The sequence below is a fragment of the uncultured Campylobacter sp. genome (genome assembly GCF_938030145.1).
GTDB lineage: Bacteria > Campylobacterota > Campylobacteria > Campylobacterales > Campylobacteraceae > Campylobacter_B.
In genome coordinates, this window is sequence record NZ_CALHGM010000040.1 from 46,118 (window position 1) to 68,870 (window position 22,753).

The following is a 22,753-nucleotide window of genomic DNA, read 5'->3' on the forward strand; positions in this document are numbered from 1 at the left end:
TATTAAATTGAATAGTTAAATTTTACGCTTTTGCCTCGATAATGACGGCGTTTTAGTGTAAAATTTATCGCTTATCACAAAATACGCTTTTTAAGCTAAGTTTTATAATTTTAATAAAATTTCGAAATTCTATTACGCTCCGTTTTATTTCAAAGCGCGATTGAATTTTTATGAAATTTTAATGCTAATTTATCGGTATAATATATTAATTTAATTAAATGAAAATCTATATTAAAATTTATCAAAAACTCGCTATCCTGATAAAATTTGAGCCACTAAATTTAAAATTTATAAAATTATTATCTTATATCTGAAATCTATGTAGAAAAAACTTTGATTTTAATCTAGACTAAGCTGTTTTTTTATGCTATTATTCAAAATCTTAGTAGAAATTAATTCTAAACGAAAGGTTAATCTCATGGATAGACGAGACTTTATAAAAAGCTCTGCAGCAGCGGCTGCCTGTAGCGTTGCGGGCATCAGTTTGCCTAGCAGTCTTAGTGCTGCGGACGAAGCCGAAAAAGGCTGGCGCTGGGACAAGGCGGCCTGTCGCTTCTGCGGCACCGGCTGTGGCATCATGGTAGCCACCAAAGACGGCAAGATCGTAGCGGTCAAAGGCGATCCGCTAGCCCCAGTAAATCGCGGTCTAAACTGTATCAAAGGCTATTTCAACGCCAAGATCATGTACGGCGCCGATCGCATCACCAAGCCTCTTTTGCGCGTAAATTCCAAAGGCGAATTCGACAAAAAGGGAAAATTTATCGAGATCAGCTGGCAACGAGCGTTCGACGAAATGGAGAAGCATTTTAGGCGAGCCTATAACGAAGGTGGTCCCGAGGGCTTTGCCGTACTTGGTAGCGGTCAATACACGATCCCGGAAGGTTACGCCGCAGCAAAGCTAGTAAAGGCGGGCTTTCGCTCCAATAATCTCGATCCTAATGCTCGCCAGTGCATGGCCAGCGCCGTCGTAGGCTTTATGCAAACCTTCGGTATTGACGAGCCTGCGGGTGTTTTCGACGATATCGAGCTAACCGATACCATCATCGCTTGGGGCGCGAATATGGCTGAGATGCACCCTATCCTTTGGTCTCGCGTCTCCGACCATAAGCTTCGCAACCAGGATCGCGTAAAAGTTATAAATCTCTCGACCTACTCTAGCCGCACTTCGAATATCGCCGATATCGAAATTATATTCCGTCCGAATACTGATCTTGCGATATGGAACTACATAGCACGAGAGATCGTTTATAACCATCCAGAGATGATAGACGAAAAATTTATTAAAGAGCACTGCGTATTCGCTACCGGTCCAGTAGATATCGGTTATGGCTTGCGAGAAGATATAAATCATAAAAAATACCGCAAGACCGAGCTTGATACCGCGGCTAAGCAAAAATCCAAAATTTTAAGCAAATCCGAGGGCGTTACCTTAGCATATCTGGGTATGAAAGAGGGCGACGTACTCGAAAACAAACACTCTGACAAATCGGATGCTCACTGGCTCATAAGCTTCGAAGAATTTAAAAAAGCACTGGAGCCTTACACGTTAGAATTTGTAGCGCCTTTAGCTAAGGGTGACGAAAGTGAGGATTTAGAGGCGTTTAAGACCAAGCTAAAGCAGCTTGCTGATTTTTATATAGAAAAAGATCGCAAAGTAGTAAGCTTTTGGACGATGGGCTTTAATCAGCACTCAAGAGGAACTTGGGTCAATGAGCAAAGCTACATGGTACATTTCCTTCTTGGCAAGCAAGCCAAACCTGGCTGCGGAGCGTTTTCGCTTACCGGTCAGCCTAGCGCTTGCGGCACGGCTAGAGAGGTGGGCACGTTTTCTCACCGCCTACCTGCTGATATGGTCGTGGCAAATCCGGCTCACAGAAAGGTTTCCGAAAAAATTTGGAAGCTTCCGGAAGGCACGATAAATCCAAAACCGGGTGCGCACTACGTGCAGGCTCTGCGTAATCTCGAAGACGGCAAAATAAAATGGATATGGGTACAGGTCAATAACCCGTGGCAGCAGATCGCCAACGCAAACCACTGGATAGCCGCAGCGCGCGAGATGGATAACTTCATCGTAGTAAGCGAGCCATATCCGGGACTAAGCGCGAAGGTAGCCGATCTGATCCTGCCAACCGCGATGATCTACGAAAAATGGGGCGCATACGGCAATGCCGAGCGCAGAACTCAGTGGTGGAGACAGCAGGTTCTTCCTGTGGGCGACGCTATGAGCGATACGTGGCAGATGCTAGAGTTTTCCAAGCGCTTCAAACTCAAGGATTTCTGGGGCGAGGTTAAAGTAAATGATAAGCTTACGCTTCCAAACGTATTAGATAAAATTTCAGAATTCGGCTATACGCCAGAGACTACACTATTTGAAGTGCTCTTTGCAAACAAAGACGCTCAGGCTTTCGCGGCAAAAGATCCGATTATGGCAAGCTTCGATAACTCCGAAGTAAACGGCGACTCACGCGGCGTAATCGGCAGCGACGGCAAAGAATTTAAAGGCTATGGCTTTTTCATTCAAAAATATCTCTGGGAGGAATACCGAAAATTCGGCACCGGTCACGGACACGACCTAGCCGATTTCGATACATATCACCGAGTGCGCGGTCTTAGGTGGCCGGTCGTAGACGGCAAAGAAACACTTTGGCGCTTTAACGCTCAATACGATCCTTATGCCAAAAAAGCGGCTCCGGATAGTGACTTCGCCTTCTATGGCAACGCCAAAGCGGCGCTTCCTAGCGGCGATCTGAAATCCGCTACTTCTGGCGAAGAAAAAACTAGCCTTGCTAATAAAGCTAAAATTTTCTTCCGTCCATATATGGATCCTGTAGAAGTGCCGAGCGAGGAGTATCCTTTCTGGCTATGTACGGGTCGCGTGCTGGAGCACTGGCATACGGGCACTATGACTATGCGTGTGCCGGAGCTTTATCGCGCGGTGCCTGAGGCAAGATGCTATATGAACGAAGCCGACGGCGCCAAAATCGGCGTGCAACAAAACGAAATCGTCTGGATCGAGTCGCGCCGCGGCAAAGTCAAAGCGCGCGTGGACTTCCACGGACGTAACATTCCGCCGAAAGGGCTTATTTTCGTGCCGTTTTTTGACGAGAAGGTTTATATCAACCGCGTCACGCTCGATCATACCTGCCCGCTTTCAAAAGAGACCGACTACAAAAAATGCGCGGTTAAAATTTACAAGGCGTAAATTATGGATAGGCGTGAGGTCTTAGGCATTCTTTCTTTAGCTGCTGGCGTTGGCGTTTTGGGGCTCGGAGTCGCAAACTCCGGCGAGCACGCCAAACTCCGCCCGCCCGCAGCTATAGGCGAGAAAGAATTTCTTAGCAAATGCCTGAGGTGCGGACTTTGTGTCGAGGCGTGCCCATTTGATACGCTTAAGCTTGCGAGCTTTTGCGATCACGCTATTGCAAACGGCACGCCGTTTTTTATCCCGCGCGAAATTCCGTGCTATATGTGCGACGACATACCTTGCGTCGCAGCCTGTCCTAGCGACGCGCTAGATAAAAATTTAGTGAGCGAAAACTCTAAGCTAAACGTGCGTCTATCCAAAATGGGCGTTGCGGTCATAGATACAGAGCATTGCATCGCTTATGCGGGTATCCAATGCGACGCGTGCGTGCGAAGCTGCCCCGTGATGGATAAGGCACTCAGGATCGATTACCGTCACAACAACCGCACCGAAAAGCACGCCCTGCTCGTGCCCGTCGTAGATAGCGATTACTGCACGGGTTGCGGTAAATGCGAGCATGCCTGCGTCACGAAAAAGGCGGCTATCAGCGTCGTGGAGCGCGAGCGCGTCATAGGAATTTCCAGCGATAACTACGTCAAAGGCTGGATCAAGGGCGACGACGCGAAGCTAAAGGACGCAGATACCAAAATTAAGCTCGATCCGCAAAAAAGCAGGGATTACTTAAACGAGGACGATCTAATGGAAGGGGCTAGACAATGAAATACACTATTTTAAGGCGTTTAAGCCAAATTTCTATTCTAGTCCTTTTTATTTTAGGAAATAATTTCGCCTTCAAAGCCGCGAGCGAAAACGGAATTTTATCAGGAATTCTAAAGGGCAATCTAAGCTCGTCGAAACTTTTCGGCACGATTAATCTAAGCGATCCGTTTGCGACGGCGCAGATGCTGCTAGCTAGCTTTTCTTTAGGTGCTACGGCGGTTATAGGAGCACTTATCGTAGGAGCATTTTATGCGCTTATAGCGCCGCGATTATATTGCTCATGGGTTTGCCCGATAAATTTACTAACCGATCTTGCCGCGTGGCTTCGTAAAAGACTTGGCATAACGACTAAGATCGTTAGCGTAAACCGCAAGGCTCGCTACGTCCTAGCGGTGCTAGCGCTTGTTTGCAGCGGAGCTTTCGGCTTTGCGGCGTTTGAGAGCGTGAGCTTTATCTCGCTTTTCGCACGCGCCGTCATATCGCTAAGTGCTAGTGCGTTTGCAATCGCGCTGCTGATTGTAGTTTTTGAAATTTTTGCGGGCGATCGCACGATCTGTTCGCGGCTATGCCCGCTCGGCGGATTTTGGGCGGTGCTTAGCTATTTTAGTATCATTCGCATTCGCCACGAGGTTGATAAATGCACGATGTGCGGCAAATGCAAAATGGTCTGCCCCGAAGTTCAGGTGCTTAAGATGGTCGGGCGCGAAAACGGGCGCGTTAGCAGCGAGTGTATCAGCTGCGGGCGCTGCATCGACGTATGCGACGACGATGCGTTAAATTTTAGTATATTAGGAGTAAAAAATGAAAAAAATGGTTTTAGGCTTGGCTCTTGCATGCTGTGCGGCGCTCTTTGCCGCGGACAAGACGGCTTCTATAGATGCCGACAGCTTGGGCTTTATAAAAAGCGTGGACGAATCGGTGCAAAATAAAAATTCCCTGCCCGATTTCAAATATAGCGAGGATGCTCCGGGCGCCGCTTCGAAAATCGAGCGCAGCTTCGAAAACGCTCCGCCTCTTATACCGCACAGCTTAGAAGGGCTCGTGCCGATCACAAAGGATAACAATATGTGCGTAACCTGCCATATGCCCGATGTCGCTAAGGATGTAGGCTCTACGCCGATTCCAAAAAGTCACCTGGTAGACTTTCGCACAGGCGCGGATCTAAACGGCACGCTAGCCGAGCAGCGATTCAATTGCACTCAATGCCACGTACCGCAAGCCCAAACCAATCCGCTAGTGAAAAATAATTTTAAGGCTGATTTTAGTAGGTTTAGCGACGCAAATTCCACTTCTAATCTCATAGATACGCTAAATCAAGGTGCCGAGGTTGAGTAGGAGCGCGCGATGAAATTTTTACCACCGCTGCTACTTTGCGCCTGCTTCATCTATGCCGGCAACGGCGTTGCAATACCTAGTGGTGCTGTGGGCATAGATGCGCCTGCAAAGATCAAACACGCTAGCTTCATACTAGAGCTTGACGCAAATGTCGCGGTGCTAAAAAATCTAGACGGCGAAATTTACGCAGGGCTTGACAACGGCAAGCTCTATAAAATCACCATTAACTCCGCGGAGAATTCCGCGCTAAATTCCACCGCCGGGCAAAATTTCGCAGATCAAAATTCCGTCGCAAGCACAAATTCCGATGCGGCGCAGAATTTCAATGCTAAAGCAAGCGTAAATTCCACGGGAAATTCCACCGCAAATTCCGCTGCCGTAAATTCTTTAGAAAATTCCGCGAAGCAGAATTCTGCCGAGAATTCTACGGCATTAAATTCCGCCTCAAATTCCGCATCGAGCGCAATATCCAAAACGCTAATTTTCGCCCTACCCTCGTCCAAAAATTACCTAGACGAGCCAATGGGCGCTACCATGTTCGACGTCGATAAATTAGGCGAAAAATACGCATTTTTATATAACGGCGACGCGTTTGAAAAGATACTGGGCGTGTTTGCGGGCGGCAATATTACGCACTATAAATTGCCGATGACGGGGATCAAAAACGTCTATTTCTACAACGAAAACACCGTGATTTTGCTAGGTCTTGGTAGCGAAATTTTATACTTCGACCTACCTAGCGGCAAGGTAAGCTTCGAGCAAAAGCTTACCATCGCGTCTTTGGGCGGTAGCGCCTACGACCGCACTAGCGGGACGCTACTAATCTCGTGTGAAGGCGGCATCGTGTTTTATTTCGACGCGAAAGCGAAAAAGCTTATGAGCCAAAAATCCCTGCACAAGGACGGGATCTACTCCGTGGCGCTGCTTGGCGATCGCATGATGAGTGGCTCGAACGACAAAGAAAGATCGTGCTACTACGAAAACGGCGATTTCGCTAAATTTTATAACGCCCATTTTGCAGTTTTTGCCGTGGCGCTAAGCCCCGAGCTGGGTGCTTTTACAGTTGGTAACGGCGTACGCGTAATCGATAAAGCAGGCGAGATCGTCCGCAGCATCGAGCTGGACAACGACATCATCAACTATCTGCTTTTCGAAGGAGATTATCTCGTGGGCTCGGGGTACAATAGATATATCTACTTTTGGGGGCTAAAATGAATATTTCAAGCGTCGTAATCTATCTAGGCGCAAATACCGACGTAGCGGCGTTTCGCAAGCAGCTGCAAAGTATCGACGGCTGCGAGTTCGTCGCGTGCAAGGACGGCAAGGCGGTAGCCACGATTAGCGCGGAGAGCTTCGAGGACGAGATCACCGTATTTCGCGCGATAGAGGCCATAGAGGGCGTAAGCGAGGCGATGATGATCTACTCATACTCCGATCTGGACGCAGATATCGCCGCGGCAAACTCCGACAACGGCGAGCAGATAATGCGAGAGCTGGACAAAAAAGACCCGAGCCAGATCAAATACGGCGGCAAGGTGCGGGTCTAAACCGCCGCCGCCATATTCGCGCTTTTTGTCTAAATTTTATATTTTCGGCGATCTCTGCGTCACTCGGTAAAATTTTTTGTATAAATTTTATCCGCACTCACGGAATTTGAAATTTTTTCCAACTCATCTTTACCGCTTCTAGCCTGTTTTTGTATCTCTAGCCTGCCGCCTTCGCACTCCTAGCCGACTTTTATGCTTTTGATTCGCCGCATTGCATTCGTCTGCGAAATTTTAATCTGCAGTTAAGCCCCGCGACGATGTGGAATTTTAAAAAGCGACTGGTAGATAAATTTATAGAATTTCTACGCAGTGCGATGCCTCGCGCCGCATAAAAAACATGCCGCACCAAAATCAGACGCCGCAAAAAATACCGTGACCGCCGTCTGGCGCCGCAGCCTATAGCCGCCGCGACGCCCCGCCTGCTTGGGATGCGCTATAAAAATACGGCGACCGGGGCGCCGACCGCCAGCAGAAACTACTTCCGTGCGCAGCTTGAGATGCGCCGCAGTAAAACATCGAGCTAACTCGGCCGCCGTCAAATACGCTAAATTTATCGCGACATTTACTCCCTAGTATCGCAGCCCTTCGTTAGGCGCACGGTCCTTGCGGCGCACAGAGGGTTTTTAAATTTCAAAACGAGAGCATAAATTTTAAAATTCCTAGGTGTAGAAATTCCGCGCCGAAGCTAAATTTTAAAATTTATACTGCGGGCACTCAAAGAGAGTTAGCGGTGCGCCGAAATTAAAATTCGCCTTTAAATTTAAAAGCTTTGTGCCCGCGCAAGAGCTGCGAACGGACAAAAAGCCGCCAGGACATGTTAGGCATTGCGCTTTACGGGCGACATTTTCATAAATTTAAAAACACCCAGCGGCGCAAGCCCTACTCGAATTCTATCTTTTTTAGATAATCGTATAAATTTAGCACCGCGATAAATAGCGTTAAAATCGCGGGCCCCAAGATCACGCCCCAGAATCCGAACGTGCTGATGCCCGAAAGCATCGAGAAGAAGATCAGCATCTCGTTGATGTTTGCGGGGTTTTCGACCAGGCGCGAGTTGATAAATTTGATCACGAGCGGCTTTACGAAGCTGTCTGCGAGCGTCGAGATCAGTATCACGCAATACGTCATTATCACGATCGCGCCCGAGGTGCTGCCCCCCGCTAGCACATATAGCGCGGTGGGCACGTAGATGAGTGCGCCGCCGACTGCGGGGATGAGCGAGCAGAAGGCGAAAAGCACCCCCATCAGCAGCGCGTCAAAGCCGAAGATCCCCGCGATGATTGAAAACAAAAAGCCTTGCAATACGGCGTTGAAGATGGTCGAGTAAAACACGACGCTCATCGTATTTGCCGTCTCGGAAAAGATATAATCGATCTGCGCGGGCTCGACGGGTAGAATTTTTTTGAAAAAGCGCTTGAAGCTCTCGCCGTAGAGGTAGGCAAAAAAGCAAAACACGACGATAAGTACCATATCGACGATAAATTTCGCGCTGGACTTTCCAACGACCGAGAGATAGGAGATGATCTGCTTCGCCAGGCCCGCGACGTCTAGGTTCGCCAAAAACGAGCGAAACTGCGTATCAAATTTTTCAAAAGGCCCGGGCAGCTTGATGTTTAGGCTCTGAACATAGCTAATCGCGTCGTTTAGGCGCGCCATATCGAAGCTCGCGGCGTTTTTAGCGATCTCGATCACGGCGTAGATGAAGGGCACGAAAAAAAGCGCGCAGATCAAAAACAGGCTAAGCACCGAGGCTAGCGTGCGCCTGCCGCGGCACAGCTTCGTTACTTTAGAGTGTAGACCCGAGGTCGCCACCGCCATCAGTACGCCGATTGCGATCACCATCAAAAACGGCGAGAACAGATAGATCACGCAGCAAAACATCAGCAAAGTAGCGCCGATAAAAAATATCTTGCTCGTCTTCGCGCGTCCGCTAGCCTTAGCAAAGCCTGCTTTCATACCCGCAGCGGCTCCCGAAGCGGCAGTAGCGCCTAGCGCGGAAGCATTAGCCGAGAAGGTTTCATTGGCTTCGGCAGCGTCGTTAAGCGCGGAAGCACCAGCAGATGAGGCCTTGTCGGTTTTGACCCGGTTTCCGCTTTGATTTTCGGCGGCGGTTTTAGTCCTGCCTTCCGCGGCGTCTAGCGCAGCTGCGCCTGATTTATCGGCGCTGGTATTTGCTCTGGCGGCTTTGCCCGTTTCGGCTATGCTTTCGCTTTGATTTTCGGCGCCGATTTCGGCTCTATTTTCAGTAGCGGTTTTGGTTTTGTTTTTGACAGTCGCTTTGGCTTCGGCGGCGGCTTCGATTTTACCCTCAGCGTTATTTACGGTCTGATTTTCGGTGAAATTTTGCGCCTCGCTTTTGGCGTTATTTTGGGCTATATTTTCAGCCAGGTTTTCATTGCGGCTTGCGGCGTTATCTTTCGGCGTCGGCAAATTTTATCCTTTTGAAATTTGATGAGCTATTTTATAAATTTTTTTATCAGATTTAGATTAAATTTTGAAATTTCATAAAATTTACGAGCGGCGTTCTCGCACATACAGCGCGCTATACGACATGTACACGGATCGTACCTAATTTATGAAAATAGCGCATAGCTCGAACATACGTCAAAACCAGATGTGTGCTCCTATGCCGTATTTGAGCATTGCGCGCACCGCTGCAAGACGCCGTCTTGCGCCGAACTTTTGGCGCAGCTAGGCCTATCTCGCGTGGTAATCGGCGCGCGCGATACGAACGCGCAGGCTGCGGGCGGCTAAATTTGATGAAATTAGCGCTTTGGTGGGCAGTGCTGATATGTTGACGCCAGACGCGTATGCCGCGCCGCAAAATCTAAAGCTGTGCGCGCCCGATGTTTGGATATACTCGCGCCGCAACTCTTACAATAAGCCCAATAGCAACTTCACGCGGAAAAGAAAAATGTATAGCGAATGCGTCTGCTAGAAGCGAAGTAAAATCGGTACGATAAACGAGAGTGAAGTAAAAGCTAAGCGGACGACAGGTTATTTTTTAGAAAATTAATGTACCTTAATAATAGCAAACAACAATCTGCGTAGAGCAAAAGAATACGAATTTATAAAATAATGAGCACAACAGGTGCGCGAATAGACTAAATTTTAACTTTCAATGGAGAGTGAGAATAATAGCCGCCCTTATAGGCGTACGAAAGCAGAACTTCGCTCCAGCTTGCGCTGCAGCCGTATTAGCGAGACCATGCGAAAGCGCATCCCTAATAAATACCCAACCCGTTACTCATTTTTTGCTCCTTCTTCTGGATTGTTTTTAATCAAATTTCTATCTGAAAAATTTATAAAAAATATCAACAAAAGTAGAAAAACCACCCCTTTTAAAAAGAATTTAAACTGTGCGGTCATCAAATATGGTCTTAACAATCTATGATCGAAATTATATCCCTTATATATCTTTCCATCTTTATCTTCAAGCTGTAAAATTTCATTATTACCTAATATATCCGGGCTCAGCTCGCCGTAAATTTTGATTTTTTGCCCTTTTAGCTTTTCGTAAATATCCCTATCGCTTTTGCTTATTTCATAAACCTTTTTCTTGCCGTTTTCTAGTTCTATATGTATTCGTCCGCCGCTTCCGCGAAAATTATAATAAACGTTTCTTAAAATTCCGGTATCTATCTCAAGCTCATTCAATTGTTTGGGCGCCGTATCCGTTCTATAAATAGTAAGAAGCATCCCGCATAGGACAAAAAGCAAACCATAGCAGCCTATGCTAGCCACCTGTGCCTGCGGATGCGAAACTCCCCTGACAAAAACGCGTCTGTAAAATACATCGTAAAAATAATAGAAGAGCCTTCTTATATATTTTGTTATGAATTTCATAAAATTTCCCTTCATATCCTTTTGGATATTTTATTGAGCCGATAATAAATTTGCTCTAAATTTACAAAATCGCCCGCTTTAAATTTTAAATCTAAAGAAACTTTAAAACCAAGCAAAATTCAAAGACCAAACATGCAAAATCGCCACGGTAGGGTTTCCACCTGCGTAGCTATGGCTCAGCGCCGTGAAGTATAAAATTTCATCCGCCCTACTCCTCAAACAGATTTCTCTCCGCGGCCTTTAGCACGCGACCGAACGCCTCGCGCGCCTTATCGGTTGCGATGCGGCCTTTGGCGGTCTTTTCGATGTAGCCGTTGGCGAGCAGATAGGGCTCGATGACGTCCTCGATCGTGCCCTCATCCTCGCTAAGCGCCGCCGCGATCGTGCTAAGCCCCAAGGCGCGGCGCTTGGCGTCAAATAAAATTTCCAAATATTTTATATCCATCTCATCAAAGCCCTGCTCGTCCACGCCAAGCGCCTCGAGCCCTTCGCGCGCGCGATCGTGCGAGATAGCGCCCTCGTCGCGCACCTCAGCAAAATCGCGTATGCGTCGCAGTAGCCGTAGCGCGATACGCGGAGTACCGCGGGAGCGGCGCGCGATCTCGGCGCTGGCGTCTGCCGCGCTCTCTTTTCCGAGTTTAACAGAGGCGATCTGCACTATCCGCGCAAGCTCGGCGTGCGTGTAAAACTGCAAGCGAAACTGCATGCCGAAGCGATCCCGCAGCGGCGCCGAGATCATGCCCGCGCGCGTCGTGGCGCCGATGAGCGTAAAGTGCGGAATGTCGATCTTGATGGTTTGCGCGGCGGGGCCCGAGCCGATGATGATGTCGAGGCGGAAGTCCTCCATCGCCGAATACAGCACCTCCTCGATCGCGGGGCTTAGGCGGTGGATCTCGTCTATGAAAAGCACGTCGCCGCTTTGCAGGTTCGTTAAAATCGCCGCCAGATCGCCCGCCTTTTCGATCATCGGCGCGGCGGTGACCTTGATGGCGGCGCCCATCTGAGCAGCGATGATGTGCGCTAGCGTGGTTTTACCGAGCCCGGGCGGCCCGTAGAAAAGCACGTGATCAAGCACGTCGGCGCGCTTTTTCGCCGCGGCGATCGCGATAGCGAGGTTTGATTTGATCTTCTCCTGCCCCACGTAATCCTCGAAGCTCGACGGGCGCAGCGAGCTCTCCACGCTCTCATCGAGCTGCATCTTTTCGATCTCTACAATTCTGTCCATAATCTCTCTTTAATCGTTTTTAAAATTTTAGCAAGTGTAGCGAAAAATGGCTAAATTTTGACAATTTTTAAGGGACGGATCTTTGTGAGCGAAATAAAATTTGCCGCGCAGAATTTTACGGTACGCGCTTAGGGCTGGGGCTAAAAAGCAGAGCACCCGTCGCGAAAGACTGCGGAATTTTAGCGCAACATTTTAAGGCTACGCTCATGCCGTCGCTCGCTATGCTTTTTAAGTGTGAAATTTTGTCGTAGCAGCTCCCAAACAGCGCGCGGGTCACTAACTACGCTAAATTTTACAGCGCGGAATTTTAACTTGCAGAATTTAAAGCTTTGCGCGGAAGCCATTGCCGCAAAGCCCCACTGCGCAGCGTAGAATTTTAACGCATAAAATTCATGAAGTACGCACAAGATGCTGCGAGCGAAATTTTAACGCACAAATTTGAAGCTAGCCGCAGAGTTTGCGAGAGACGGAATAAACTTGGCAGAATCATAGCGCACAGAATTAAAGAGCGAAATTTAGCCAACTGAAAAATACGCGCAGGGTTTTTACGACGTGAAATTTGGCGCTGGAATTTTACGATATTAAATTCGGCGCCTGGAATTTTGCAGCGAAATTTTACCTCATAGAATTTTAATGCGGATTTTGTTTTTGCGGCAGCGAGGGTTAAAATCTGCGCTTCAAGCTTCGCGGTATGCAGCTAGCCAGAATTCCATCTCGTATAGTCAGTTAAAATTTCGCAAGAAATTCTGCGTAGAATTTTATGCAGAATTCTGCTTTACGCGCTTGCGTGGCTAGGTAAAATTTCGCGCGAAATTTCGTTTTTCAAGACGACTTAGAATTTAGCGTGAATTTTAAAATTTGCCGCTAAGCTCAACGCAGGCTCGTGCGATTAAATTTAGCCGCGCAATCTCGCGCCGCCTTATCAATCGCGTCCCAAATTAAGACGCTAAATTTTTCCTGCGCGAGCCTAGTTCTATAAATCATGCTCTTCGATCAAAACGCTCTTATTATCGTCGTCGCCATCGCAGAACGCTCTATATGAGCCGGACGTTGTGCTTTCGAATAAAAATACTACGCCGTCGTTTTGAAATTTTTTCGAGCAGCCCTTGGCGTGCAGCTTGGCGAGCTTCGGGCTATCCGGGGCATAAAACTGATAGCTATCGGTGAAGTGCTCCACGTATCGGTAGGTGATCTCCGCCCAAGGCACCCCGCTATCGCCGCTTCTATTTAGCACGATGGTTCTAGCGTTTATCGCCGCGAGCTTTGATTTTAGCTCTGCAAACGTCTTTTTGTCCCAGCCGATGAGCTTTAACCCCTCGCCGATACCCGGCGCATTACCCCCGAAAATGGAATTTGAATAAAATTTCGTCTTATTGCCGTCCAAATCGATCCAAATATACTCATCGCCGTAGGTGCTCTGGATCGTAACACGCAAATTTTTAGGGAAGTTGCGACCTGCAAAAGCTAACAGGTCTAGGAATTTCTCGCGATTTTGCTCGTAGTTTTGCATTAACGGGGCTTTATCCAGCTCCATATCATCTTTATCAAAGAAAGAATTAAACGCGAAAAATGCCGCCAAAATCGGCAGCATCTTTACGCAAAAAAGCAAACCTAGAACCGCGGCTATGATGATTTTTAAAGCTTTAGCCAAATTTTTTCCTTAAATTTTATGAGCCGTTTAGGTGTGACGGCTAGTTTATGCCAGAATTATACGGCTACGTGCGTAAAATTTAGCGCTCGCAGCGTATTTTAGAGCTAGGGGCGCGAGAGCGTTCATGAAAAGCACTCGCGGTTGCGCTCAGCAACAGAAATAGCGCCCGCATGCAGAAGCGCGCAAACTCTCGCACGGCGCCGCCCATATAAAATACCGCGCAGAGTATCCGCCCAAAGCGCCTACGATCTCTCGCACTTGATAAAGCGCTCGCAATAGCTAGCGCCGAATAAATTTCAGGCGGTGCGAGCTGTTTACATAGCCTGCGGCGTGAAAACAAAGCGTTATTTTAAGGCAAGCGGGGCTTTATGGCTAGAATTTCGGCGCGTAAATTTTAAAATTTAGCCTAAATCCCGCTACTGCTTGTATTCAAACTCCTCGCTCGGAAAGCTCTCATCTTTGACTTCGCGCGCGTATTCGCGCACCGCGCCTTTTACCAATTCGGCGCCGTCTAGATAGCGCTTAACGAATTTTGGCCGAAACTCCGTGAAAAACCCGCACATATCGCTCCACACAAGCACCTGTCCGTCTATACCCGCGCCGGCGCCGATGCCGATAACGGGCACGTCGGTGCCAAGCGCCACTTGATTTGCGACTGCAGAAATCGTCCCCTCGACCAGCAGTAGCACCGCACCCGCCTCGGCAAGCGCTCTGGCGTCGCTTAAGACCTCGCGTGCGCCCTCCTCTCCGCGCCCGCTTACCTTGTAGCCGCCCGTAAAGCGCGAAAACTGCGGCTTTAGCCCGATGTGGCTCATCACGGCGATGCCGTTTCGATTAAGCAGCGCCACGGTATCTGCCATATGCGCACCGCCTTCGATTTTGACGGCGTCGCAGCCGGTGCTCTCATAGACTTTGGCGCAGTTTTGCAGCGCGAGCTCTGGCGTCGCACACGAGCAAAACGGCATGTCCACGACCATATACGCCCGCTTTAGCCCCCGTCTTACGGCGCGCGCGTGATAGATCATCTGGTCTACGCTTGCGCCCAGGGTCTCGGAGTGTCCGCCGAAGCTCATATTTAGGCTGTCGCCTACGAGCACCATATCGACCTCGTCGTCGAAAATTTTAGCAAAAAGCGCGTCGTAGGCAGTGATCATCACGATCTTCTCGCCAGATTTTTTCATCTCGTATAATTTAGAAAGCGTGATTTTTGACATTTTGGCTCCTTGATTTGGTTAAAATTTGAACGCAATTCTAGCATAAGCCGAATTTGACATTTATAAAATTTTAAAGTAAAATGCGCGCTCATTCTTTCGGGGGTGACTTGGCTTCGACGGGAACGGATGGGTCAAGGCGGCATGTCGCTTTGGATACAGCGTATAAAATCCAAACTAAATTTAAACGCAAACAACGTTAAATTTGCTCCTGCTTACGCTAAAGCTGCGTAAGTCCAGTCGAGCCCTGCTCTGCGCCGATACTATCTAAGCGCGGCGGCGGGTAATCTGCGATAGCGTAGCTCTGCGGCGTGACGAGCCGTAGGGTGAAATCCTAGTCTTTGCGCCGGCGGGTCGTTTTGGAAAGTGAGCGAGCCTGCGCGAGAACTTCACTTTTGCTAAACATGTAGAGGCTTTGGTCGTTTGTTTTCGGACTGCGGTTCAATCCCGCACACCTCCACCAATTATCTATTTTTGAATTTTAATCACTTCTTTTAGTTGCATTTGGTTCCTGCGCGCAGGCACCTATCTTAAATTTTAGTCGTTCCAGCCTCTTTCATTTTTATTTTAGATATAATCTTTTCCGAAATATTAGGAGTCTTATTAGGGGCTTTTTCGCATTAGGGGTTTCTCATATGAACAAAGGCGTATATTTTGCTAAAATTCGCCGGCGGGAGCGTCAAAAGCATCAAGAAGTACAAGACGCGATACGCAATATTATAGAAGAAAGGAGAAAGAAATGAATAAATTTGTTATGTTGTCATTGGCATATGTTGCTTTAATGGCGGGGTGCAGCTTAAATAATCGCTTTTTTGCTCGGGGTACAAAATCTGAAAGCGCTTGCGGTTTTATTTTTCATGACTCTATACCTCATGATAAACTTTATGTACCGAGGAACCTTGAGGATTTTTTAGATATATATTCAAGATCTAAAAGCCAAAAAAGCGGTGAATATGAATATAAGCTAGTAGAGACCTTATCTCACTATTATAATGGCACATCAACTATAGTTCCGATAGAATCTTGTGACGATAAGTGGTGTAAAATTTACTATCCTTGCGGCGATACGGAGTATTATGTCAAGAGGGATGAAATAGAGCAGCTTTGGCCTAACGGTCAAAAGACTTGGAGATCCAAATAAAAAATAGAGTGCATTTTAAGTAGGAGGAGAGATGAGAAATTTTGTTATATCTTTTGTCGCGTTATGCCTATATGGGTGCAGCCCTACAATTTTAGGGCATAAAATCACTTTTGCAAAACACGAAGACGGTGCCTTTTACGGCGAATGCGGCGAAAAAATAGATCAAAAAATTATATATAAATTTAAAGACGCCGTTATTCGTAAAATTTTCTATGAAGATAAAGAAGAATTTGCTTATTATGATGAGATAGTCATCCCTATCCAATCCTGCGAAGGCGAATGGTGTAAAATTTACTATCCTTGCGGTCAAAAAGAGTATTTCGTAAAGAAAGACGATATAGAAAAATGGTATTAATTTTATACTTGAAAGGAGCGAATTATGTTATTTACAGATGAGAATTTTGTAAATATCGTGCCGCAGGATCTGCTAGAGCGCGGTATACGCCTAAGAGAGGAGCTCGGTTTTTATGAAATCGCTTGGAGATTTGACGATATAATGGATGTGTTAAAAATCACAAGAGATAAAGGTATGATTATCCTAGGAGGAGAAGTATATCGCCTAAGCGGCAATAAGCCCGTCATCACATGCGACGGCTGGTATACAGACAAGGGAGATGACGATGCATTCGAAGTGGCGATCGAATATATCACTAATTATCGCGCTAGAAATGGAGATAATTTTATATATTATCCAGCCATTGGCCCCGGACGGGTGTCCAAATGAAAATTTTAATTGGATTGCGCAAATAAAATATCGACAACCGATTAAATTTTAAAAGGAAAAACAATATGAAATTTAGAATTTTAGAACCGAGGCTTTATGAAAAATATAAGGATATGGTTATAGATGCGTGAGGACGAAAGGGTAAATACAGCATTGATGGCCAAAATAGATATTTTATTAAATTTAATAAATTTTTCTAAAAATATAAGCGCGATAAAAAGCGACTTGGCAAAGATAGGTTTTAATAGCGAATCGGAGCTTGTAACAATAACTCAAAATACCATTGCAAACATCTTAAATAGGGTCGTCGATAAAGAAATTTCATATGATCTCCTTGAGGAGTGGGCAAATTTAATCGAGTGTCGCGAGGATATAGGATATGAGGATGAAATTTTGCAAGAGATCATATTTGAGCTGGCAAACCCTTGCCTTTATGGGGAGATAGACGAGAGGAAGATTTGTATGATTTTAGATGAAATTAAATACAGGCGGAGCGATTCAAATGATATTAGAGAAAAATATTGACATGGTAAGCGAAAGGGCAATTTTATTGATGGCGCTAGGTTCATTGCAGGCATTGGAGCACCAGGCGATTACCATAGATGAAAGCCAAAGAATTTTGTTTTCGCCCTATATTTCAACGCATTTGGAAAACAATAAAGTTAGCAAGCGTGTCATAGATATAATAACTGAATGTTGCGAACTAGAGGATATTTTCGAGATAATTCCTACAAAATATATACAAACCTTACGAATATTGCAAAATAGAATAATAAAAATTTTAAAGCGATACGATGAAGAATCTGGAAAAAGATGGGTAATTATAGATGAGAAATAGCCTCCATAGCTCCGTTTTGGCGAATAAGTAAATGAAATTTGACTCAAGATAAGTTGAAAACTTTCAAAGGAATTTTTGGCTTATCTTGAACTTTTAAAATTTTAACGTCACGATAGAAACTATGTGCAAATTTAATCCTTTCAATACTTGATAATGCTATTGGCAAGATCGGCGGTACAATATAAATCATAGATTTTAGATAAGTCGGTAAATTTTACAGTTTAAAGAGTTTGATGTATCTTATTTGATGACTTTATGAATTTTAAGCTATTAGTTTAAAAATAAATTTAGTAGATAAAATCCTCTGATTTAGATAAAACACATTTTTCTTATACCGCAATGAAGACAAGAGTAAAATTTTAAAGTCACGATGCTGTGATATAAATTTAAAAATATTGGTTGCAGAGGGTGGATTTGAACCACCGACCTTCGGGTTATGAGGAATTCGTGCGGCTAAGTAGCCATTAAGCTACAAAAATATATAATAGCTTTATGCAAGTAAAATATACTCCATATTTTGAAAAATGGTATAAGAATTTAATGGATTATAAAGCCAAAGCTTCTATTTTGCGTCGTATCGACAAAATAAAAAATGAGAACTATTTTGGCGACTATAAATCCGTAACGAATGCTATCGATATATATGAGCTTAGAATTTTCATTTCAGGAGGCATTAGAATTTATTTTACTTTCAAGGGCGATATGTTGATTATTTTGCTTTGTGGAGGCGACAAATCCACTCAAGCGCGTGATATTGAAAAAGCTAAGGAAATTTTAAAGGAGCTTCGATGAAAGAGTTAAAAACTTTTGAATTATCTGACTTTTTAGATAATGACGATGTAAGAAAAGAATATTTAAATCAAGTTTTAGCTGACGGCGATTTAGAGGAGCTTAAAAGAGCTCTTTTGTATATTTCAAAAAGCTATGGTGTTGAAAAAATAGCTAAAAAGGCTAATCTTAATAGAGAAAGTTTTTATAAAATTTTCAAACCGAACTCTAAGCCTAGATTTGAGACTATTTCTAAAATACTTCGTGCTTTTGATATGAATTTGAGTGTTTCGGCTTAAATATTAAGGCTGCTAGCTTAAAGTTTAATGGGATTTAATCGAACATAGGCATTGTTATATATTCTATTTCGTTTTGATTTTCTTTGACGTATAATTCTACGGCTTTTTTGGTATTTTCATTAGAGGTTATAAACATTTTTCTGATTTTTCTATTTTTTAAAAACATTGCATTTTTATTTACATATATATGACAATCGCCTATAAATGCTCTTATATCTTTTTGTTCTATTGGTTGATTCCAATTTTTACATTGTATTAAAATCGTTTCTTGATTTTTATGGCATATGACGTCTATGCCTCCGTCTTTTTTACCATTATTTAAGCCATTCATATAAATTTTATATCCTTCATTTTTGAAATATTTTGCTATATAAAATTCATAGTCTGCACCTTTTTTATGTTTTGATATCATTTTTGGTTTTGTTATATTTTCAATTTTTATTTGTTTATAAATTTCATAAAGATCGGTTTGCTTATTTTGCTCTACTAAATTTTTATTTTCTTGTATGTATTTATTGTGTTGTTCTTGCTTTTTTGTTTTTTTATAATTTGTAATTGTATAATTTCCTATTTTTGTGTTTTTTTCTATATTTAATGTTGAAAATAATATTAAAATAATAAAAGCGCATATTGCTGCCAAAATTAAAAATATCATTACTTATCGATTTCCTTTTTGAGAATTCTCGCTTTTATATCGCTTAAGTAAAATTCTTTTTCTATTTTACTTAAATTCTTAAAGTATTTTAGTAATTCATCTTCTATTGTTTCTTGTCCTTTATTATCAAAATGTTCTTTTTTATAGTTCATCACAATGCTATATAAATATTCTTTCTCTTTTTTCCAATTATATAAAGTAGGCTCTGAAATTTTTAAAATTTCACAAAAATCTTTGTTATTCATCTTGACAATCTTTTAGTTTTATTGTAAAATACTAAAATAATTTAAGTTATATTGTTTATAATTTAAAATATTAAAGCGATTAATTATATCAATATGTTTCTTAAATTTCAGACCCGAGCACGTCTTTAAACTGTTTGGGGGTGGTTATAAGCTCCGCCCCCGTTAAATCCAAAAGCTTGACGAAATTTTCCTTAAAGGAGCTTTACGATGATTACCTACCTTATCGGGCTTGTTGACGAAGTTCGCCCCGTCAAAAATACAAATCGCCAAACTGGCGAAATTACTCAAACGCTTGAAGTTACCGTTACTTACTCCTCTCACGATCTTGAGGGCTACAAGGTCAAAGATACTGAAATTTTACGTTTGCCTATTACGGAGCGTGAAAAATGGCAAGCTTTCAAAGACAAATTTGTCGGAATTCCCTATCGCTTTATTTCTGCGGGTCAAAGGGGTAATTTTCTTATAGTTGCCGATGATATCCAGATAGAAACTTTCGACAAGTCGCCTTTTGCGGCTCCTGCGGCTGCTACTGCTTCTGTTCCAAAGAAATAAGAGGTTCTGACCTAGGCAAGTCAAAAAACTACTAGGGCGGTTGGGTTTTCACTTCCTTTTCCGCCCGCACTAAAAAGCACATAAAAGCTTCGCTTATAAGTTTTTATGTGTCTTTTAGGCGCAAATTTCAAAAAAGGAGCTTGTTATGGGATTTGCAAGTAAAGTTAAAGCGTTTTTGCAAACTTCAAAAGCTAAGGTTTTAGGTGCCGTTGCTGCGGCTTCGATTGTCTGCGTGGATACTGTTTCTGCGGACGTTACGTTTTCCAAGGACAATGGATTTACTGGAACGTTTGATCTTACGTATTTCTATTCTGCTATCGGCATTATCGTTACCGCGATTGCTATCGTTGCCGCTATCGGTTTGGCTTTACGTCAGTTCCGCAAAATTTAGCGTCTTTGCTCCTACCTCCCGTGTGTTCGGGAGGTATGTTTTTGAATAGAAAAAAAGGTGTCGTATGGTTTCGTTCGATTTGTCCGCGCTAGTTCTAGCTTGTCAGACGTTGCTTGGCGTTTTCGTCGTTGCGCTTTTCGTTGTTAAAGCTGCTCTAGTCGGAATAGAAGCTTTGCGGAGAGTATAGAATGCTTACGATACGATCGGTAGATGTTGGGCTTAGTGACGAAATGCTAAACGTGCTATTTGCTGCGACTGCTATTACGCTTGGCTCTTTGATATTGTTGTTTATTGTATTGACGATTAGCAAAATTTCTGGTTGATAGTATGAATTCTGTTTTGAATATTACGGGCGTTGCGAGTTTTGATTTATTTTTTAGTATTTTTGTTTATGTGATTATCTCTATCGTGCCCGTAATGCTTGCCGTTTCTGTTTTGATGATTAAATTTTTTAAATGATGTCTGAAGTTTCTTTTTTAGCTTGATGCGCGCTTTTCATTTCGTCTTACGAAATGAAATTTAGCGCACGCATCAAGCCCACGCCTCCAAGGCGTGTATCGCGTAGCGTTTGGCGTCTGTCTAGCCGCTTTTATTCATCTGAAAGGAAGTGAAATGCTTAAATTTAAGGCTCTTTTATTATTGTCGCTTTCGTTTTGCTGCCTTTTTGCCGATGATAACCCCCTCGTTCCATTTAAAAATGCTTTCGATTATTTTTCTACTGCCGAGCCCGATATTCCATCTACTAGCCGTTTTTATGAGCCTACTGCCGATAAAGTTTCTCCCGCTACTTTCACTTTCCTAAAATCCGATAATGGTCTTGCCTATTATGATGTCGGCAGCGGTATATATAAACTATCTGACCCCGTAAAAAAAATGATATATACAAATGATGATCGTAAAGATGTCCCTCGTTTTAGTTTTGTTTCTGGCAACTCTTTTTATTCTTATGAGTATGCTTTACCTGCTGTTTATACTTTTAAAAATGGCGTTGATTATTACACACTCGATAAAAGTAAAATTCCCGGTAATGTTAGTTTTAATACTTTTAAAAGTGCTGTTTATACCGTGTATTCGATTGTTACTACTCTTAAATCTTGTCCTGAGGGCAGCAATTTTAATACCTCTTCCGAGCAATGCCAGGTATGTTTAAGCGGCGAAATTTGGAATAAATCTCAAAACAAGTGCATAACTGGTTGTCCTGCGGGTAAAATTTATGATCCTGATCGCAAAACTTGCGATGAAATTATTTGTGCTGCTCCCGAGGTTTTGGACAAGCTAACTAATACCTGCAAGCCTTGCTCTGAAAATACTCAATATGATTCTGAAACAAAATCTTGCGTATGCAAAAGTGGCACTTTCAATTTTGAAAATCGATGTGTTTCTACTTGCGCTGATTTTGAGATATTGCAGCAGCGCTTTAATTGCGTTTGCTCCCACGGCGAGGGCGATAAAAAAATTAAGGTTACTCAATCTAGCGGTAAAATTTCTGGTAAATTTGAGGGATTTTATGACAAAGGTGACACTATTGTCGGTGTAAATCAAGCCCCTGATACTATTGTTGCAAATTATTCTTGTGTCGCAAAATGTACCGTCGGTATTATTCGAGTTAACAAAAGCGCTGCTGGCGATGCTATGTGCTCTGGCTTAAATCTTGATGATTTCACTCAGATTGATTTGGACGCCCTGGATAAAAGTATGTCAAATCCTGATAGTGCTAAGACCGATAAAGAAAAAGAGGAAGATAAAAATAAGGACAAGGATAAAGATAAAGGCGGCGGTTCTGGTAAAGGCGATGGTAAGGGCGATGGTTCTACTACCGGTGATGATAATTCAAAGGGTTCTAGTGGCAATATCACTATAGGTGATAATAACAAAACTAAAAACCCTGATAAGCCGGGCTCTAATCATTCTAAAGATGATCCCAATAATAATGGTAAGGGCAAGGACGATGGTAGTAAAGGCGATAAGGGTCATAGTGGTAGCGGTAATAACAATAGTAGTTCTGGTATTTCTAATGTTGATTTAGGTATTGGCGATAGCGATAATACGGATTATTTTGCTGAGTTCGATGATATTATTAGTAAGGGTGATTCTATTATGAATGATTTTAAAGAGTTATCTAATTTTTTATCTACCGGTAATGCTATAGCAAAACTTAATAGTCCTTCTGTTCCTAAATCTTGCCCTGTTACTCGTAAATTTAGCGGTACTAATATTAAGACTATAAATGTTACTTGGGATTTATGTGCGATTTTAGCGCCTATGCGTGATCCGTTATATTTTATGTTTTATTTAGCCTTTTTTGTTTCTTTTGCCTGGTGTGCTTATAAAATTTTATTAAATACTTTTAAGGGAGTTTGA

At 43.8% G+C, this 22,753-nt stretch carries 23 protein-coding genes and 1 other RNA gene; 17 read left to right on the forward strand and 7 right to left on the reverse strand.

Annotated elements, in window-relative coordinates; translation table 11 throughout:
* Nucleotides 1-418 precede the first annotated feature (418 nt).
* The 6 genes from napA to Q0323_RS08645 are packed head-to-tail and all read left to right on the forward strand — an operon-like array spanning nucleotide 419 to nucleotide 6,846.
* A complete protein-coding gene (gene napA / locus Q0323_RS08620; RefSeq protein WP_298053540.1) occupies nucleotides 419-3,202 on the forward strand; it encodes a nitrate reductase catalytic subunit NapA in 2,784 nt (927 codons plus the stop codon).
* A gap of 3 nt (nucleotides 3,203-3,205) precedes the next feature.
* Nucleotides 3,206-3,964 carry a ferredoxin-type protein NapG gene (napG, locus tag Q0323_RS08625; protein WP_298053542.1) on the forward strand — a complete coding sequence of 253 codons (759 nt, stop codon included), beginning with the start codon at nucleotides 3,206-3,208 and terminating at the stop codon, nucleotides 3,962-3,964.
* Complete coding sequence (napH, locus tag Q0323_RS08630) at nucleotides 3,961-4,893, forward strand: quinol dehydrogenase ferredoxin subunit NapH (RefSeq protein WP_298053545.1); 933 nt, start codon at nucleotides 3,961-3,963, stop codon at nucleotides 4,891-4,893. The genes napG and napH overlap by 4 nt, the downstream gene beginning before the upstream one ends.
* Nucleotides 4,775-5,299 carry a nitrate reductase cytochrome c-type subunit gene (locus Q0323_RS08635; RefSeq protein WP_298053778.1) on the forward strand — a complete coding sequence of 175 codons (525 nt, stop codon included), beginning with the start codon at nucleotides 4,775-4,777 and terminating at the stop codon, nucleotides 5,297-5,299. The genes napH and Q0323_RS08635 overlap by 119 nt, the downstream gene beginning before the upstream one ends.
* A 9-nt stretch (nucleotides 5,300-5,308) precedes the next feature.
* The gene (locus Q0323_RS08640) at nucleotides 5,309-6,514 is read left to right on the forward strand and encodes a hypothetical protein (protein ID WP_298053549.1); all 1,206 of its coding nucleotides are present in this window, start codon (nucleotides 5,309-5,311) and stop codon (nucleotides 6,512-6,514) included.
* Nucleotides 6,511-6,846 carry a chaperone NapD gene (locus tag Q0323_RS08645; protein WP_298053551.1) on the forward strand — a complete coding sequence of 112 codons (336 nt, stop codon included), beginning with the start codon at nucleotides 6,511-6,513 and terminating at the stop codon, nucleotides 6,844-6,846. The genes Q0323_RS08640 and Q0323_RS08645 overlap by 4 nt, the downstream gene beginning before the upstream one ends.
* An 879-nt stretch (nucleotides 6,847-7,725) precedes the next feature.
* On the opposite strand, the gene Q0323_RS08650 is transcribed toward Q0323_RS08645, so the two are convergent.
* The 5 genes from Q0323_RS08650 to panB all read right to left on the reverse strand — a co-directional run bounded on the left by Q0323_RS08650 (nucleotide 7,726) and on the right by panB (nucleotide 14,782).
* Complete coding sequence (locus Q0323_RS08650) at nucleotides 7,726-9,276, reverse strand: AI-2E family transporter (protein ID WP_298053552.1); 1,551 nt, start codon at nucleotides 9,274-9,276, stop codon at nucleotides 7,726-7,728.
* Between the two features lie 813 nt (nucleotides 9,277-10,089).
* Nucleotides 10,090-10,692 carry a hypothetical protein gene (locus Q0323_RS08655; RefSeq protein WP_298053554.1) on the reverse strand — a complete coding sequence of 201 codons (603 nt, stop codon included), beginning with the start codon at nucleotides 10,690-10,692 and terminating at the stop codon, nucleotides 10,090-10,092.
* 208 nt (nucleotides 10,693-10,900) lie between these two features.
* On the reverse strand, nucleotides 10,901-11,917 hold the full coding sequence (gene ruvB, locus Q0323_RS08660; protein ID WP_298053556.1) for a Holliday junction branch migration DNA helicase RuvB: 1,017 nt from the start codon (nucleotides 11,915-11,917) through the stop codon (nucleotides 10,901-10,903).
* Nucleotides 11,918-12,890: 973 nt separating this feature from the next.
* Entirely contained in the window at nucleotides 12,891-13,568 is a 678-nt protein-coding gene (locus tag Q0323_RS08665; protein ID WP_298053558.1) for a hypothetical protein, read from the reverse strand.
* 416 nt (nucleotides 13,569-13,984) lie between these two features.
* Nucleotides 13,985-14,782, reverse strand: a complete 798-nt coding sequence (gene panB, locus Q0323_RS08670; protein ID WP_298053561.1) for a 3-methyl-2-oxobutanoate hydroxymethyltransferase — start codon at nucleotides 14,780-14,782, stop codon at nucleotides 13,985-13,987.
* Nucleotides 14,783-14,880: 98 nt separating this feature from the next.
* Between panB and ssrA the strand changes: the two genes are divergently transcribed.
* From ssrA to Q0323_RS08710, 8 genes are all read left to right on the forward strand, one after another.
* Nucleotides 14,881-15,242, forward strand: a transfer-messenger RNA (tmRNA) gene (gene ssrA / locus Q0323_RS08675).
* Nucleotides 15,243-15,518: 276 nt separating this feature from the next.
* A complete protein-coding gene (locus tag Q0323_RS08680; protein WP_298053565.1) occupies nucleotides 15,519-15,920 on the forward strand; it encodes a hypothetical protein in 402 nt (133 codons plus the stop codon).
* Nucleotides 15,921-15,951: 31 nt separating this feature from the next.
* Nucleotides 15,952-16,275, forward strand: coding sequence for a hypothetical protein (locus Q0323_RS08685; RefSeq protein WP_298053567.1), 324 nt, complete (start codon nucleotides 15,952-15,954; stop codon nucleotides 16,273-16,275).
* A gap of 24 nt (nucleotides 16,276-16,299) precedes the next feature.
* Nucleotides 16,300-16,644, forward strand: a complete 345-nt coding sequence (imm40, locus tag Q0323_RS08690) for an Imm40 family immunity protein (RefSeq protein WP_298053570.1) — start codon at nucleotides 16,300-16,302, stop codon at nucleotides 16,642-16,644.
* A 123-nt stretch (nucleotides 16,645-16,767) separates the two neighbouring features.
* Complete coding sequence (locus Q0323_RS08695; protein ID WP_298053572.1) at nucleotides 16,768-17,169, forward strand: hypothetical protein; 402 nt, start codon at nucleotides 16,768-16,770, stop codon at nucleotides 17,167-17,169.
* Nucleotides 17,147-17,482, forward strand: coding sequence for a DUF3969 family protein (locus Q0323_RS08700; protein WP_298053575.1), 336 nt, complete (start codon nucleotides 17,147-17,149; stop codon nucleotides 17,480-17,482). The genes Q0323_RS08695 and Q0323_RS08700 overlap by 23 nt, the downstream gene beginning before the upstream one ends.
* A gap of 492 nt (nucleotides 17,483-17,974) precedes the next feature.
* The gene (locus tag Q0323_RS08705; RefSeq protein ID WP_298053578.1) at nucleotides 17,975-18,274 is read left to right on the forward strand and encodes a type II toxin-antitoxin system RelE/ParE family toxin; all 300 of its coding nucleotides are present in this window, start codon (nucleotides 17,975-17,977) and stop codon (nucleotides 18,272-18,274) included.
* Nucleotides 18,271-18,549, forward strand: a complete 279-nt coding sequence (locus Q0323_RS08710) for an addiction module antidote protein (protein ID WP_297964786.1) — start codon at nucleotides 18,271-18,273, stop codon at nucleotides 18,547-18,549. The genes Q0323_RS08705 and Q0323_RS08710 overlap by 4 nt, the downstream gene beginning before the upstream one ends.
* A gap of 34 nt (nucleotides 18,550-18,583) precedes the next feature.
* On the opposite strand, the gene Q0323_RS08715 is transcribed toward Q0323_RS08710, so the two are convergent.
* Together Q0323_RS08715 and Q0323_RS08720 are read right to left on the reverse strand one after the other, a co-directional pair.
* Nucleotides 18,584-19,204, reverse strand: a complete 621-nt coding sequence (locus tag Q0323_RS08715) for a restriction endonuclease (protein ID WP_298053582.1) — start codon at nucleotides 19,202-19,204, stop codon at nucleotides 18,584-18,586.
* Nucleotides 19,204-19,449, reverse strand: coding sequence for a hypothetical protein (locus Q0323_RS08720; RefSeq protein ID WP_298053584.1), 246 nt, complete (start codon nucleotides 19,447-19,449; stop codon nucleotides 19,204-19,206). Before Q0323_RS08720 ends, Q0323_RS08715 begins: the two co-directional genes overlap by 1 nt.
* Nucleotides 19,450-19,656: 207 nt before the next feature.
* Here Q0323_RS08720 and Q0323_RS08725 point away from each other — a divergent pair, with 207 nt between their 5' ends.
* The 3 genes from Q0323_RS08725 (at nucleotide 19,657) to Q0323_RS08735 (ending at nucleotide 22,753) form a co-directional block, all read left to right on the forward strand.
* The gene (locus Q0323_RS08725; protein ID WP_298053586.1) at nucleotides 19,657-20,001 is read left to right on the forward strand and encodes a hypothetical protein; all 345 of its coding nucleotides are present in this window, start codon (nucleotides 19,657-19,659) and stop codon (nucleotides 19,999-20,001) included.
* A gap of 145 nt (nucleotides 20,002-20,146) precedes the next feature.
* Nucleotides 20,147-20,392, forward strand: coding sequence for a hypothetical protein (locus tag Q0323_RS08730; protein WP_298053588.1), 246 nt, complete (start codon nucleotides 20,147-20,149; stop codon nucleotides 20,390-20,392).
* A 612-nt stretch (nucleotides 20,393-21,004) separates the two neighbouring features.
* A complete protein-coding gene (locus Q0323_RS08735) occupies nucleotides 21,005-22,753 on the forward strand; it encodes a hypothetical protein (protein WP_298053591.1) in 1,749 nt (582 codons plus the stop codon).